Origin of the sequence: Microseira wollei NIES-4236 (assembly GCF_020521235.1) — a bacterium.
Lineage (GTDB): Bacteria > Cyanobacteriota > Cyanobacteriia > Cyanobacteriales > Aerosakkonemataceae > Microseira > Microseira wollei.
Genome location: NZ_BLAY01000211.1, coordinates 1 through 15,543, shown reverse-complemented (window position 1 = coordinate 15,543; position 15,543 = coordinate 1). Strand labels below are relative to the sequence as shown.

7 protein-coding genes and 1 pseudogene are annotated in these 15,543 nt (G+C 47.3%); 1 reads left to right on the top strand and 7 read right to left on the bottom strand.

Annotation, left to right across the window (positions count from 1 at the left end; genetic code table 11):
* Positions 1–204 precede the first annotated feature (204 nt).
* The 7 genes and pseudogenes from MiSe_RS41740 to MiSe_RS41710 form a co-directional block, all read right to left on the bottom strand.
* Positions 205–2,760, bottom strand: a complete 2,556-nt coding sequence (locus tag MiSe_RS41740) for a CHAT domain-containing protein (RefSeq protein WP_226591935.1) — start codon at positions 2,758–2,760, stop codon at positions 205–207.
* Between the two features lie 30 nt (positions 2,761–2,790).
* On the bottom strand, positions 2,791–5,607 hold the full coding sequence (locus MiSe_RS41735; RefSeq protein WP_226591932.1) for a two-partner secretion domain-containing protein: 2,817 nt from the start codon (positions 5,605–5,607) through the stop codon (positions 2,791–2,793).
* Positions 5,608–5,754: 147 nt separating this feature from the next.
* The gene (locus MiSe_RS41730) at positions 5,755–8,283 is read right to left on the bottom strand and encodes a beta strand repeat-containing protein (protein WP_226591930.1); all 2,529 of its coding nucleotides are present in this window, start codon (positions 8,281–8,283) and stop codon (positions 5,755–5,757) included.
* 38 nt (positions 8,284–8,321) lie between these two features.
* Positions 8,322–9,531 (bottom strand): annotated as a pseudogene (locus MiSe_RS41725) (RNA-guided endonuclease InsQ/TnpB family protein).
* Between the two features lie 463 nt (positions 9,532–9,994).
* Positions 9,995–12,262 carry a transglycosylase domain-containing protein gene (locus MiSe_RS41720; RefSeq protein WP_226591927.1) on the bottom strand — a complete coding sequence of 756 codons (2,268 nt, stop codon included), beginning with the start codon at positions 12,260–12,262 and terminating at the stop codon, positions 9,995–9,997.
* A 153-nt stretch (positions 12,263–12,415) separates the two neighbouring features.
* Positions 12,416–12,889, bottom strand: a complete 474-nt coding sequence (lspA, locus tag MiSe_RS41715; RefSeq protein ID WP_226591925.1) for a signal peptidase II — start codon at positions 12,887–12,889, stop codon at positions 12,416–12,418.
* Positions 12,890–13,313: 424 nt separating this feature from the next.
* Positions 13,314–13,895 (bottom strand): biotin transporter BioY, encoded by a 582-nt coding sequence (locus MiSe_RS41710; protein ID WP_226591923.1) that lies wholly within the window; start codon positions 13,893–13,895, stop codon positions 13,314–13,316.
* Positions 13,896–14,290: 395 nt separating this feature from the next.
* Between MiSe_RS41710 and pstS the strand changes: the two genes are divergently transcribed.
* Entirely contained in the window at positions 14,291–15,379 is a 1,089-nt protein-coding gene (gene pstS / locus MiSe_RS41705) for a phosphate ABC transporter substrate-binding protein PstS (protein ID WP_226591921.1), read from the top strand.
* Positions 15,380–15,543: the final 164 nt, after the last annotated feature.

Sequence of the window (15,543 nt, the reverse complement as noted above, 5' to 3'; positions counted from 1 at the left end):
TGTTGAGTGTAATTATGAGCTTTGCTTGGTTTGGTCGGCCTAAATCTTCGCAAATCTTTACAATCAGTCAGGTTTTGCAGAGATTTAGGGAGATTTGGGCAGATTTTTTGTCACTGTTGTCAGCCCTGGTTCTGAGCAATTGTTCCAGTTTGCTTTTATGCCGATCTGTAGGTCAAAATTTGGCGCTCGCACAGAAAAACCCCCCTAAAGCCAATTACCGATCAAAATAAAGGAAGCCCAGAAGTAAGGATGGTTAAATTCGGGTTGCTTGAGCAAGTGGAGTTGCGCCCGTCTCACCGCTTCGGCTTTGGTCACTCCTGGCTTGAGCAATTCTTGGTAGAACTGTACCATAAACTCTGTCGTGGATTCGTCGCTCACCATCCACAGAGATGCTAAAGTACTGCGAGCCCCCGATCGCACCGCTACCCCTGCTAATCCCAGCGCGGCGCGGTTATCGCCTTTGGCAGTTTGACAAGCACTCAAGACGAGTAACTCAATCGGCGCTGAATCGGTTAATTCTCGGTTAGTCAGCAATGTACTTAACTCTTTAACGTCAATTCTTCCATCCCAAGTCAGGATAAAAGTTTCCTCTGCTTTGGAACTAAACTGACCGTGGGTTGCTAGGTGCATCACCGAAAATGGCAGGGTTTTGATTTTGGTTTCCAAAGCGTTGGTGGTGAACTGTCGATCCAGGAGAATCGTAGCGGGAACAGTTGCACCAATCTCGGTTACTTCTGCTTTCACTCCCGGTAACGGCGAAAATTCCTCATTTCCTTCCGTCAGTCCTCCGAGTAATGCTTTGAAGTGACTCCGGGTGATGGGACGGGGATTGAGTAATTGTAAACCGGGCGCGATCGCTACTTTATATTGTTCGATTAGATACCTCTCCCCATCGTGCAACGCCGCCATTGGAAGATTCCGCAAAGACCCATCCAGGACAAACACCAAAGTTTGAATATTGTTTTTAGTTAAATCTGCTACTGCTGGTTTGATTAACCAACCGTATATTTCCTGAGCCAAAGTCAATCGCTCTTGAGCGAAAGCAGTGCGCCGCATCGATTGGCGCATTCGGCTGATGACGGTTTCTACTTGCTGTTTTTCCAGCTTTGTGGTATAATGCCGCAAAGGTTGACCGGGTAAGGAGAGGATGACTTCGATGCGTTCGCGCAGCGTTGCGTCAGCAGTATCGCGCAGGATAATTGGATAAATGACAGCAGCCGTGGGATCGATTTGGTCAATTTGTCGAGGTTGAACGTCCAAACAAGCTTCTCGAAAGAAATTAGCAAGTTCGGCTAATTTAAGTCCTTCAATCGTTAATCTTGCTTGCTGAAGTTGCGATTGATTGGGATTATTTTGCAGTAGTAAATCCACCAATTCCCGATAAACAGGTTCGACACTTTCCCGAAAAGAAAACTGTACGTCTTGGTTAATCGCCGCTAAATCTTGACGCAGAGATTGGAGATTATTTACTGCGTCAGCATAACTTGAAATAGCTCCGTTTTTATCTCCCGTCACCTTCAGCAGTCTTGCGGTTTGCCACTGCCACAAATAAGCAATTTCAGCAGCGCGAATTTGCTGGGCTAAGATTAATGCTTGCTGGGTCAAATTTTTAGCCGCATCCCACTGTTGCGTTTGTTCGTAGAGTGTGCCTAAGCGCCCCAAAGCATAAGATTCGGCTCGAGTATTTCCTAAACTTTTAGCTTCATTGGCAGCATTTGCCAGAATTTTAGCAGCAGCAGAAACTTGGTTAGCAGAAAGTTTAACCAAACATTCTGCTAGGTTTATTTGAGCGTAAATCTTAGTTTTGCTAGGGGGTAAGTTTGCCAGTTGGGTTTGAATTTTGGCAAGCAGCGCTTGCCCATCCGCTAACCGCTCTAATTTTACCAGTAATTCTAGTTGATAAATTTCGGTTTGCAATCGAACCGGGCTATTTTCCCCGCTAGCTTGTTGGTAAAATTGCAGTGCGACTTGGGGTTGTTCTCTAGCTTGGGCAAGATTTCCTAAACTGAATAAAGCAATTTGAATCTCAGGCAATAATTGCAATTTTTGAGCGATAGCTAAACTCTGTTCTAGATTTGTTTGGGCTGCCTTAAAATCTCCTAATACTCGCAGAATATTACCCAGATTTAAAAGTGCAGTAACTTTGAGTTGCGAGTCGGGTTGGCTGTTGAGCGATGTTGCAACTTGATGCAGAATATTTTTAGCGCGCAGGTAAAAACCCAAGGCTTGCAACGCCCTTGCTTGATTGAGTTGCGTACCGATTTCGCCGATGCGATCGCTTATCCTCCGATAAACTTGTTGGGCTTTTTTCCATGTTTCTAAAGCCGCTTCCGGCTGTGCCTGAACAAAATAAAACTGACCCTGATTGTTCAAGACTTGAGCAACTGTTAATTGAGCATTTGGCTGTTTTTCAATTAAATCAATTGCCCGATTCATTACCTCAGTTGCTAGCTGGAATTCCCCCACTTGTTGATAAGCAAGAGCCAGATAACTCAAAACCAATGACTGACTTAAACTATCGCCGCTAGAACCATATGCTTCTGCGGCTGCTTTCCAATTATTAATTGCTTCTAAAAATCGACCATACTGATAAAATTGTTTTCCAGTTTGGAGGAGAGTTATTTTGGGATTATCTGCCGATGGTGACGCGCGATCGCTAACAACAGCATGAACCCCTATAGCCATCAATAAACCTACCATGTGGCAAAGTATCAATAGCAAACCCAGGTGACTGAATAGTTTTTTGGATAGATATTTCATTGAGTTTTCAGGTTATATAATTCATCAGTATTATTTGTAGGTTGGGTTACAGTTTGGTTGTAACTGGTTGCTAAAAGGCTCTTGAGTAGGTGTTTCCGCCACCAGTCTGACAGTGCCATCCCCATCGACCACCCAACCTGTAGCCTCAACTAAGGTATTTTGGCTTGGGTAATTGGCAGTTCTCACCTGCTCCTGGAGTCCTCTGCTCACCTGCACAGGAGCAATTCGCCAATCAATCCAAGCGGGGGAAATATTCAAATATTCTCTAGGAGTGGGTGGCAATCCTCCTCTTCCAGTGACGACAAAGCTATTAGCTCTCGCTTGCGGCGAACAAGTTTGAACTATTTGATTAGTCGGAGCGGTTAAATTTGCTGGTAGTTCGACTAAGCCAGCACCTGCTTGAACATCTGGACTGTTAATTTGTACAATGCCGTTAAATTGGGCGCCGAGTTCTGAGGTAGCGGTGATGTCGCTAAGATCGGTGGCGCGAAGTCGAAATTGAGTCCCAAAAATTCCCTGTGTGTTAATCATGACTCGCCCTCCCGTACCTTGTTGGGCATTGGCGGTGATGTCGCTATTTTCCAGGGCGACTAAAGTACCAGTATTGATTGTGATATCGCCGCCATCAGCAGCACGGGCATCGGTTCTGATGCCGCTACCACGGCGCAACTGCATGTTCCGTACTTGTAGGTTAATATTTGCGCCCGCACCAGAGCCAGTTCTACCATCAATAGTGCCTTGGTTGTCGAGAGCGATCGCACCCCCCACCAGATTAATATTTCCAGCGCGCCCCGTTGCCAAAGCTTGGACACTCACCCTCGCCCCATCGCGGACAATCAATTGACCGACATTGAGATTCACCGAACCCGCCGTTCCTTTTGCATTGGGATTGGTCAAGACGCCGAGAATGCCAACTGCAGCGTCAACTGAGCTAATCAATCGACCGTTACGCCCACTGCCGATTACTTCGACTCGATTGGCATCAATCGTAATGTTTCCCGCATCTGCTGCACCTAATGAAGCCGCAGAAATGAGTCCCCCATCGCGTACAGTTACTACAGGTGTGGAAATGTGGATATCACCTGCCCGACTGGAACTGTAGGTTTGAGTAGCGAGAAAACTCGGATTCTGACTGTCATTCGCCAACGCCTGAGAAATACCTGCCACTTCCACCGACTCAGTAGCTCTAATGGTTAAATCTCCTCCCCGTCCACCAGTCGTAGACAAGATGGTGTCGCCAATCGCCCCACCTGTGTTGGTTGCAATCCCAGTTCCATCAACAACAGTTAAGCGCTTGGTGTCGATGGTAATATGCCCACCTGAGCCGATGCCATTGGGATCTAAACTGGTGGCGGTAATCTGTGTTTGCAACACACTTCCAGGGAGACTGCTGAACACTTCGACTGATTCGGCAGCTTGAATGGTGATATTCCCCGATGCTCCCTGACTGCGGGTGACGCTAGCGAGAACACCGCCATCGCGAACGGTTAATCGTTCTGTTTCAATCAAGATGTCTCCGCCTGTGCCAGTAATTTCCCTTTCCGCCAATGTCCCATTGTTGATTGCCGCACCAATTATCTCAACGGCGTTGGCACGGATGGTCATCTTGCCACCATTTCCACTACCACCCGTTGGGGTACCTGCGATCGCTCCATTGTTTACTAGCAGGCGTCCGGTATCAATTGCGATGTTTCCAGCCATTCCAGAACTAAAAGTGCCTGTTTCCAAAACAATGGTTGGGTCAAAAGGGTTGAGGGTTCCCGATATCAAATAGTTAATCAAAAACAGTTGATAGCTATCCCCTCCTATTCCCCTCAGTTCCGCTAAATCAGTAGCGCGAATATTTACATCTCCCCCCGCACCTTCTCCCAGGGTCAGGGTGGAAATTTGCGACCCATCCTGTACTCGCAACTGTTGAGCGTTAATATCAATACCCCTACCATCAATATTTCCTAATGTCAATCCATAAATTCGCCCACCGCTGATAGTGACAAAACCACCTCTAATTTCTACCCTGCCGCCACCAATTCCGCTAGTGTTAATCTGGCTTCCACCTGATATTTGAATGTTGCCAAAATTCTGAATATTGTCATAATTTAAACTCACCCCGAGGGGAGTTATTGCCAAATTCACTAACCCAGGACTGGCGACGCTACCAAGCATAATTTGTCCGCTACTAGCAGTTAAATTACCGCCATTAAGTTGAATATCGCCGCCAACTAGCGCTAAAGTTTGACCTGGCTGTACTGCTAAACCAACTTTGTCGTCAATCGGAATTAACTGTGGAAGTGGTGGCAGATTTCCTTCTCCTAAAGCCGTTGATTGATTGATAATCCTACCTGGATTCGACCCAAACTGCAAGCCAATCGGGACGTTAATTGTCAGCAGCGGTGGTGCCGAAGGATTAACGGCACTAAATTCACTCCCATCGGCAAACCGAATGCTGCTGGCAGTACTGCCAATAAACGAACCGCCAATATTTAATCTGGCATTTGGCCCAAAAATAATGCCGTTGGGATTGATTAAAAATAAATTCGCGCTTCCGTTAGCTCGAATTAACCCATCAATATTAGAGATGTTGCTCCCAGTAACCCGACTAAAGATATGTTTAATTTCTGAGGCGTTGTTGAAGAAAGCTTCGCCATTTGTCGGAACAGAAAACTCTTGAAAGCTGTGAAATAAATTGCCGTTGTTTCTGGTGCCGCCAGAAATTTCCATCAGATTGCCGTTGGGGGTAACGACGCTATGATTTGGTAGCGTTGCATCGGGGACAATTTGTGCTGAAGTTGGGTTATTAGCAGTCAGGCAAAGTAGAGAAATTAGGCAAAGGTGAGGATCGAGTTTCATGGTGTTTGGGGCTAGTGGAAGCGATCGCTATTTCCTCCCATCCGTTGATATATAGCGGGTTGCAGTCGTATGAGGTACACCTTTGTTTGTGTAGCGGCACCCTTAAGGGTGCCGCTACACAAACGAAGCGAAAACGCTGTACCTCACTCACTTGCAATCCGCTGTATCGCCGCAGCTAGCTGGTTTATACCACAAATTGTCTAATGTCACATTAGGAACATTTGCTACCAACTCCATCTGACCTTGAGCATTGACGATCCATCCCGTCGCCTCAATAAAGGGAGTTTGGATTTTAGATTGGGAAGGAGGATTGTCTTCTGTCTCCCTTGTCTCACCATCTCCATTTCCAGCGATGCGCCAATCAATCCAAGCCGGGGAAATATTCAAATATTCTCTAGGATCGGGTGGCAATCCTCCTCTTCCAGTGACGACAAAGCTGTTGCGTCTCGCTTGAGGCGAACAAGTTTGAACAATTTGATTAACGGGGTTGGCTAAATTTTCTGGTAACTGGACTAACCCAGCAGTGGGTTGAACATCTGGGCTGTTGATTTGTACAATGCCGTTAAACTGTGCGCCGAGTTCTGAAGTGGCGGTAATGTCGCTAAAATCGGTGGTGCGAAGTCGATATTCAATGCCAAAAATTCCCCGTGCATTGATAGTAACTCGTCCGCCTCTGCCTTGGAGAGCATTGGCGCTAATGTCGCTATTTTCTAGGGCGACTAACGTGTTTGTATTGATGGTAATATTGCCCTCCGTGGCAGTGCTTTGAGCGTTGGTTGTGATGCGGCTCTGGTTCTGCATCACAATATCTTTTGAGTTGATTGTGATGTTGCCGCGATCGCCTGCCGTTGTCTCAGCACTAAGAGAACCGCCGCGCAACAGCCGAATCGAGTCAGCATTCACCTCCAAATTGCCCGCTGTCCCTCTCGGTGCTAGATTGGTGACCGTTGCTCTCGCCTGATCTCGAATCGTCAACTGTCGGGTTTGGATAGTCAAACTCCCCGCATTTCCAGTTGAGTTTGGTCCTGCTGTAGCAGATAAGTTACTACGTAAAGGCGGATTCGTTCCCGAAGTGCCGATTACTTCTACAGAATCCGTTGCCCTTACTGTTAAGTTTCCCCCCTTTCCCACGCCAAAGGTAGAGGTTACTACCTGCCCACCGTCTTTGACAGTTAACCGGGCAGTTTCAATCGTCACATTCCCCGCATCCCCCGTCACTTGCCGTCTGGTTACAGAACTGGCGATGGTACTACCAACTCTAAAGGGCGTGTTTGGGATAGCAGGATTAATAAATAGGGCGAATCCTATCACTTCCACCGCTGACCTTGCCCTGATGGTTAAATTTCCCCCATTACCAGCACCTGTAGTCGTTGCCATAACTCGCGCCCCATCTGTGAGGCGCAAGCGTTGAGTTTCAATGGTTAAATCTCCTGCATTTCCAGTGGAACCAAGTTCAGCGGTAGCATATAAGCCACTCGGAACCGAATTGCCCAAAGTGCCAAATGCTTCTACGGAAGAAGCCCTGACAGTCATATTTCCTGCCATCCCAGAGCCAAAGGTTGCGCTTGATATTACTCCCCCATCGCCAACTAACAAGGTGGGAGTTTCAATCGCGATATCTCCCGCCTTGCCGCTAGAACCGGCTTGGCTGCTAGTAGATATAATGCTGGGAAACAGCAAATTCCTGGCAAAGCCAAGCACTTCTAGAGATTCTGAAGCGCGGACAGTTATCCCTTCCCCATTCCCTGTCCCCAAAGTTGTTGCCAAAATTGCCGCACCATCCCGCAACCAGATGCGTCGCCCTTGCACTTGAATGATGCCGCCCCCATTACCACTGGCATCTGCTGAAGCTGCACCCGTAAAACGAATATCTCCAAATTGCGTCGCTAATTGTTCATTGCTAATTGCTAATTGTCCGTTAATATTCGTAATTCCCAATAAGGCGTTACTCGCTGACCAAAGTTCAATTCGCCCGCCCAAAGCGGTGAGGTTTCCTCCTTCTAAGGCAATATCGCCGCCTACTAAAGCCAGAGTTTGACCAGGAGCTACTTGCATTCCTACGGTTCTGTTGTCTCTGGTAATGATTGAACTTGCGGGGTCAAACCGCAAGTTATTACCGCCACCCTGCACGACTATGCCAGCGGGATTTGGCCCCAATTGCAAGCCAATCGGGACGTTAATTGTGAGTAGGGGTGGTGCTGAAGGATTAACGGCGCTAAATTCAACTCCATCGGCAAATCGAATGCTGCTGGCAGTACTGGCAATAAACGAACCGCCGATATTTAATTGGGCGGAAGCGCCAAAAATAATGCCGTTGGGATTGAGCAAGAATAAGTTAGCCGTGCCGTTAGCGCGAATTAGCCCATCAATATTGGAGATAGAACCGCCTGTCACGCGACTGATAATGTTTTGCATCGTCAGGGCGTTATCAAAATGGGCTGTTTGTCCATTGAAAACAGAAAATTGCTCAAAACTGTGGAATAAATTCGTCCCTGCTGGCGTTCCACCTGTGATGGTGAGGGTATTTCCATTTGGGGTGACGATGGAATTGTTGGGTAACGTGGCATCGGGGACAATTTGCGCTTGTGCTGCTTGCTGTAGGCTAAAGCAACAACTACAAATAGACAGAAGGTAAGCGAAGTCTCTCCCACGAGAGCGAGCTAAGTTAGCTGACATTGATCTGCGTTTGGCTGATGCCAGAATTTTATTGTGAACTACCTACACCGCCCTATCGGGTCGGTGTAGGCTTCCTGCCCAACAGAAAGCACAGTAGTAGATTTCTTGCGTCCTCTATTACTGCGGCTTACATCTGGGCGACAGGCTTTATCCCCCGTTCCAGAGGTCAAAATCCGTAGTCCTTCATCTCGAAGGTTAATAGCTGCATTTACATCTCTGTCGTGATTCGTTTGGCAGCGTTCACAAGTCCAATGTCTTACATCTAGTGGTAAGCTATCGACCTGATTAAGGCACACATGACAGGTTTTGGAACTGGGGAAAAATCTATCAACCTCAAGATAAATCTTGCCTGACATTTCTGCCTTGTATTTAAGCATGGTGCAAAACATACCCCAGCCAACTTGATGAATAGATTTGGCTAGGTTGTGGTTTGGCATCATCCCTTTAACATTGAGATTTTCAACCACAATTACTTGGTTTTCTTTAACTATCCTACGCGAATTGCTTGTGGATAAAATCTTCACTACAGTTAGTAATCTTACGATGAACTTTAGCGACCTTCTTTTTGGCTTTATTGCGATTGTTGGAGCCTTTCTGTTTTCTAGATAATTGCTGTTGTTTCAGCTTTAAATTCTTTTCGTGCTTACTAAGTATTCGAGGATTGTCAAACTTAGACCCATCACTGGTAACAGCGAAATGAACTAATCCCAGGTCAATACCTATCGCTTTACCATCCGTGCTTGCCAAAGGCTTGTCTTTACCATCATCAAACAAAATAGCTGCCAAGTATTGATTAGAGCAATTCTTAGAGATAGTTACGGTCTTGATTTTTCCCTCAATTGCCCTATGAATAATTGCCGATACATCGCCTATCTTGGGGATAGTCAAATGATTGTTTACAACTTTGACATTCTGAGGTTACTGCATTGACTGCTTGCCATGCTTTGATTTGAATCTAGGATACTTAGCCCTTTTTTCAAAAAAGTTGTTAAAAGCAACTCCCAGGTTTAGGCAGACTTGCTGCAAGCATTGTGAATAAGTCAGGGTCAGCCATTCATGCTCTTTCTTTAACTGCGGAATTAGCTTTTTAACGTCATAGCCTGACAATCCCTTCCCTGTCTCTTTGTATGTCTGGTTCATCAAGTTCAGACAATAATTCCACAGCCAACGGCAGTTACCGAAAGATTGTTCCAGTAACTGTTGCTGCTGTGGACTAGGATATAGTCTGACCTTAACGACCTTAAGCATCTTAGAGCGAAATTGATTTCCTATAAAACATAGCATAACACAAGATTTGCTCATTTCCGACCTGTCCTCTTCCCTCCTGCACTCGGTTTGGTCAGAGGACTGTCGTCTGGAAGCCCGACATTCATCCCACGCTCCCATCCCCCCAACCCCCCTTAAAAAGGGGGGCGGGTGAGACGTGGGGCTTCTGCCGGTTTTAGCTAAAATCGGTGCGATCGCTAATTCTATAGTATTTCTTTAAATACTAGTTATTCAAAGAAGTTGCTGTTGGAGAAAACAACCTCAAGAGCAGGCAGGATGCCCACCCCACAAGAGTTTTTGCAGCAGTCTATTGTAGAGTTTCCGTGCAATTTTCCAGGTGCGATCGCCTGACTATTTTTAACTTATGTTGCCAGCAATAAAGATCCCCGACTTCTTAGAGAAATCGGGGATCTGGCGAAGCCAATTACCAATTACCCATTACCCATTACCGATTAAGCACTTTCCCCATATAATCTCCCCAAACTTGAGCCGCATCGGCGCTAGCGCCCCTAGTGCGCGAGTTATCATCGTTACCTAACCAAACCCCCGTAACGATTTGTCGCTGGCGAATATAGCCAATAAACCACAAATCTACATAATCGTCTGTAGTACCAGTTTTACCCGCTTCCCCCTGTCCTATAGCGGCATTTTTCCCGGTGCCTCCAGTAACGACGCCTCGCAGTAAACTGTGCAGCACATCGGCGACGTTTGGGGACAGTACCCGTTGATTGGCTTGCGAGCCTTGTGCTTGCGAGTATATTACGCGACAAGTGTTGATATCGTTAGCATCTTTGCAGTCGCTGCTATCCAAAATTCTGACAATGGCATGGGGACGGTTCCACAAGCCGCGATTGGCTACTGCTCCGTAGGCTCCGGTCATTTCCAACACATTTACCACACTTTGACCCAAAACTAACCCCGGCACCGGATCGAGTTTTGAGTTTATCCCCATGCGCTGTGCCAACTCCACTACATCGTCTAACCTTGCATCCTGCGCCACTCGTAGGGCAATGACGTTTTCCGATAGCGCCATCCCGGTATACATATCTACGGTACCGCTACTGGCGCGTTCGCAGCCACGAAAGCGTTGCCCATTCCAATTCAGGGGGGCGCAGGAATAAGACTTTCCCGGCGAAATACCTTTGGCGATCGCCGCCCCATATCCAAACAGTTTAAATGTCGAACCCGGTTGTCTTTGCGCTTGGGTGGCGCGGTTAAACTGACTCCTTTCATAATTGACGCCGCCAACGAGCGCCACGATCGCCCCCGTCTTGGTGTTCAAAGATACAATCGCCCCCTGGGAAAATCGCTTAGCCCCAGCATTGCGGACGGCGTTACGCAAAGAAGTTTCCGCCTGTCGCTGCATCCTGGGATTGAGGGAAGTTTGGATGATAAAATTGCCTTCCCTGGCAATTTCTTCCCCCAATAAAGCGTTGAGTTCTTCAAACACGTAGCTGTAAAAATAGGGGGCGATGGTTCTGGCGCGTTCTTCGCAAACTTTGGCAGAAACTTCGAGGGCGGAACGCCTGCCAGAGTTGGCTTCTTCTTGGCTAATTTTACCTTGCTCCAACATGAGATTAATTACAGTATTGCGGCGCGCGATCGCTCGAGTACGATCTGCGCGATCGCCACAAGGAGCGAAACTATTGGGAGCGGGTAAAATTGATACCAAAGTGGCGGATTCGGCTAAAGTTAAATCTCTGGCAGACTTATCGAAATAGTAGCGGGCGGCGGACTCGAAACCGTAAGCATCGACCCCCAAAAATACGCGATTTAAGTAAATTTCCAGCAACTTGTCTTTGCTGTAAACCGATTCTAATTTCAGGGAAACAATCGCTTCGCGGACTTTGCGCCCTAAAGAGTCTGCCCTACCCACATAGTCGCGAAACAAACTGCGGGCGACTTGCTGGGTGACGGTACTGCCCCCTTGGCGATCGCCGCCTTTACTAATAATCACCGTTGCCCGTAAAATCCCAATTGGGTCAACCCCCAAGTGCCAATAAAAACGTCGGTCTTCCGAGGCGGTAACAGCTTTGGGCAGGTAAGGGGAAAATTCCTTTAAGCGCAATTCGGCGTGGGATTGACTGCGGGGAGCGCGTAGGGGTGTTTCGCCGTCGTCGGTGGTGACAATGACTGGTCCACCAATCGCAGGGGGTAAAGGTTTTACCGAGAATTTTTGCCACTCAAAACCTACCCACAAGACCAACAAAGCCGCCATGCCGCCGACGCCGCACATAACTTTTTCCGCAGCATCGACATATTTGGGTGGCGGATCGATAAATTGCAATCTTACAGAAGCTGCTAACTCTGGTGGACCAAGGGTGAGAACTTCATTGTGGTGCAGCTTTTTGGAGGTGACGCGGCGTCTGCCCTTGTAGATGCCGTTGGTGGAGTTTTCATCTTTGATGATAAAAGAATTTTGCCCCCTTCCCGTCCGGATTAAAGACAGGTGAATCTGACTGACGACTGGATTGCGGACTACAATATCGCAAGATTTGGAACTGCGACCTAGTAAATAGCGATCGCCGATTAAAGGAAAAACTTCGGCTTTATCCGCATCGGCTTCTTGTACCCAGAGTTCCGGCACTCTGGTATTTGGTTTTAGCACCAACTTGGTGAAATTAACTTTAGCCTGAACTGTCTGAACGGCTTGCGTAATTGCACCCAGAATAGTTTTAGACGGTGGTCGTTGTTGGGGTTGGGGAGGAGTCATATTCAATCAGGGCATGGGGCATTGGGTATGGAGTATTGGGCATGGGGCATGGCGTAGATCTCCCTTGTCTCCCCTTTAGCCCGAATCTTATAGTATTTCTAAAACCGATTGTACAGACTGCAACAGTCTTCAGATCGTCCCCAAGAGCGGCGATTATTTGCGATCGTTCTCACCTTTGGAATCAACCTTCTGCAAGCTGGCAATCAACAGGCAGACAATGCCTATGTTAATAAACACATCTGCCAGGTTAAATACCGGAAACTGTATCAGCCGGAAATCCAAAAAATCCACCACACTACCGGCAATAAATCGGTCGATGCCGTTCCCCAGCGCCCCCGCTAAGATTAGACCCCAGCCTACCTGTTCCCAACGAGGGAGGCGCGACCCAAACCAAGCATATGCCATCAAGGCGATGCTGACGACCAGGGAAAGCCAGCGCAACCAACCCGCCCCAGTGAACATACTAAACGCCGCACCCGTATTTCGCACGTAGGTAAAGTGAAACACACCCAACCATAAAGGCCAAGTTTCGTACAGGCGGAAGGTTTGCACGATCCAAAATTTTGTCAGATGGTCTAAGAATAGTCCCAAACTGGCAGCGATCCAGAACAAGCGGTTTTTAGTCATTGGTGATTGGTCGGTTGTCAGTTGCCTATGGTAATGGGTAATGGCGTTCCCAGGCGACCGCCTGGGTAACGAGGCTAATGGGTAATTGTCAAGAGTAGGGGCGGGTTTTACCAACAGAAACCGGGTTTCTGTGCAAAAAAATTGTGGCGCCAGGAAAGAGTTCGTGGTCGAAACCCGGTTTGAGTGTTAAAGTGTGCCCCAAAAGCCTGTGAATCTAATTAACTCAAGTTGCTAGTTATCTCTCTGGGAGCGGCTAATGGCTAATGGCTAATGGCGAAATTGGTAAAAATCCAAGATTAGCAATTAGCAATTAGCAATTAGCAATTAGCAATTAGCAATTAGCAACGCCCTTGTTTATAACTAGCAACTTGCGTTAATTACCAATTACCAATTACCAATTACCGCCCTCACATAGCAACTTGAGTTAATAGAACATTAAGCGTCGCAGAATAAACGATAATACCGTAACCGCGCAGATCAGCGCCAGCTGTCCCGGTAGGGGATAATATGAATATCTCAAAGCAGCTTGCCCGATGGACGTATCGCTGGTTCCCCACCCGATGTAATGGCTGAAAACTAAATAGACTAAACCGATTAAATGAACCACTACCAAGCCGCAGACACAGCTAAACGCCAGATTTTCTAGCGTCGGCGGTCTTTTAAACGCTAAAAAGCCACACAACCAAGCACCGGGAACAAATCCCAATAAATATCCAAAGCTAGGCTGTTTGAGATAGGCGAGTCCACCACCCTGGTCAAAAACGGGAAGCCAAGCTAAGCCTAAAGCAAGATACGCGATTTGGGACATAGCACCGGCATTTTTGCCCCCCAGACATCCAACGAGTAACACGGCGCCGATCTGGTAGGTGACGCCCAAAGAGTGCGTTGGAATGCCAGACTGACTCCAATGCCACGGAAAATCAGTCACGGACGCTTCTAGAAAAGTGCCGCCAATGGTCAAGATTAGCCCAATTAGAGCCCACAAGTATTCGGTGGGAGAAAACATTCACAACCAGAGCAGAAATGAGGGATGAGAAAGATTTATTATCTTATCAACGAATTGACTGACAGCGAGCGATCGCTTCCTGCCCTCACGGGCGATTCTCCTACACCAGATGGGAGGCTTGCGCCTTTCGATAGATGAATTATGGCATTGGTTGTTTTAAGCGTCACAAATACTGCTATTGTCTAAAAAAGACTTATTGTATTTTTATTCAGCGCCCAAAACTTGCATGTAGTTAAGTTTACCCAATCATATCATCCCACAACTGGGGAATGCAGCCACAATTTTGACATTTAATTGAGTCAAGTAGCTAATTTTGGGGTTTGTTAACCTTTTCTTTACCATTAGGCGATATATTTTAAGGGTTTCTCCGTACAAAAAGCCAAACGTTAAAAACAATGGTTTTCCGTATTGTTGCGATCGCTCCCCATCGTCTGGCTGCCACAATTTCTGGTGTAGCCTTGACATTGGGTTTAGCAGCTTGCGCTCAACAGCAAACCCCAACAACTACAGCAACTCCTGGTGCAGGTACGACACCTACGGGGACAACTTCAACGACAACCCCTGTAGCGGCTGCACCCAGCAGGCTTAACCTGGCTGGGCCAGTATCCCTAACCGGCGCGGGTGCTTCTTTCCCCGCACCTTTGTACCAGCGGTGGTTCTCGGATTTTAACAAGGTAAATCCCAACGTACAGATTAACTATCAATCAATTGGTAGCGGCGCGGGAGTCGAGCAATTTACCGCTGGCACCGTAGACTTTGGCGCTAGCGACGTTGCCATGAAGGATGAAGAGATTGCCAAGGTTAAACAAGGCGTGATGTTGCTACCAATGACCGCAGGTAGCATCGTAGTTGCATACAATCTGCCAGATGTGGCTGAACTCAAGCTACCACGGGATGTTTATGTAGATATCTTCCAGGGTAAAATTACCAAGTGGAACGACCCCAAAATTGCGGCGGCAAATCCAGATGCTAAGCTTCCAGATCAGCCGATTACCGTTGTGCATCGTTCAGATGGCAGCGGTACTACGGGGGTTTTCACCAAACATTTGAGTGCCGTCAGTCCTGATTGGAAAACCAAAATTGGGGAAGGTAAAACGGTAAGTTGGCCCACAGGTTCAACGTTTGTGGGTGCTAAGGGAAATGAAGGCGTCACCGCTCAAGTTGTACAAACAACTGGTGCGATTGGTTACGTTGAATACGGTTACGCCAAGCAGAATAATGTGAAGTTTGCATCATTGCAAAATAAAGCAGGCAACTTTGTCGTACCGACTGAACAGTCAGCCGCACAAACCTTGGCTTCGGTGACGTTACCAGCAAACTTGCGTGCGTTTATTGAAGATCCCGATGGCGCCCAATCTTATCCCATCGTCACCTACACTTGGTTGATGGCTTATAGAGCAATGCGCGAAAACCCCGTGCCTTTAGGCCGGGGTGACCGCGTGAGACTTCAGTCTCGCGAATATTGTCTTGATTGGCAAGTTTAAAGATTGGTTTACATTACTTGAATGCCAACAAAAAGCAAGGTAATATTATCGCAGATCCCTTTAATCTTCGACGTAAATTGCTAACAAACTACGTTTACAAGTTGAGGCCAAACATTGCCCAAAGCTCAAAGATGGAGCAATGGATAAGTATGCTCAGATGCCAC

Coding starts and splice junctions, on each gene's coding strand:
- MiSe_RS41740 (WP_226591935.1), bottom strand. CDS start 2,760: ATGAAATATCTATCCAAAAAACTATTCAGTCACCTGGGTTTGCTATTG.
- MiSe_RS41720 (WP_226591927.1), bottom strand. CDS start 12,262: ATGACTCCTCCCCAACCCCAACAACGACCACCGTCTAAAACTATTCTG.
- MiSe_RS41710 (WP_226591923.1), bottom strand. CDS start 13,895: ATGTTTTCTCCCACCGAATACTTGTGGGCTCTAATTGGGCTAATCTTG.
- lspA (WP_226591925.1), bottom strand. CDS start 12,889: ATGACTAAAAACCGCTTGTTCTGGATCGCTGCCAGTTTGGGACTATTC.
- MiSe_RS41735 (WP_226591932.1), bottom strand. CDS start 5,607: ATGAAACTCGATCCTCACCTTTGCCTAATTTCTCTACTTTGCCTGACT.
- pstS (WP_226591921.1), top strand. CDS start 14,291: ATGGTTTTCCGTATTGTTGCGATCGCTCCCCATCGTCTGGCTGCCACA.
- MiSe_RS41730 (WP_226591930.1), bottom strand. CDS start 8,283: ATGTCAGCTAACTTAGCTCGCTCTCGTGGGAGAGACTTCGCTTACCTT.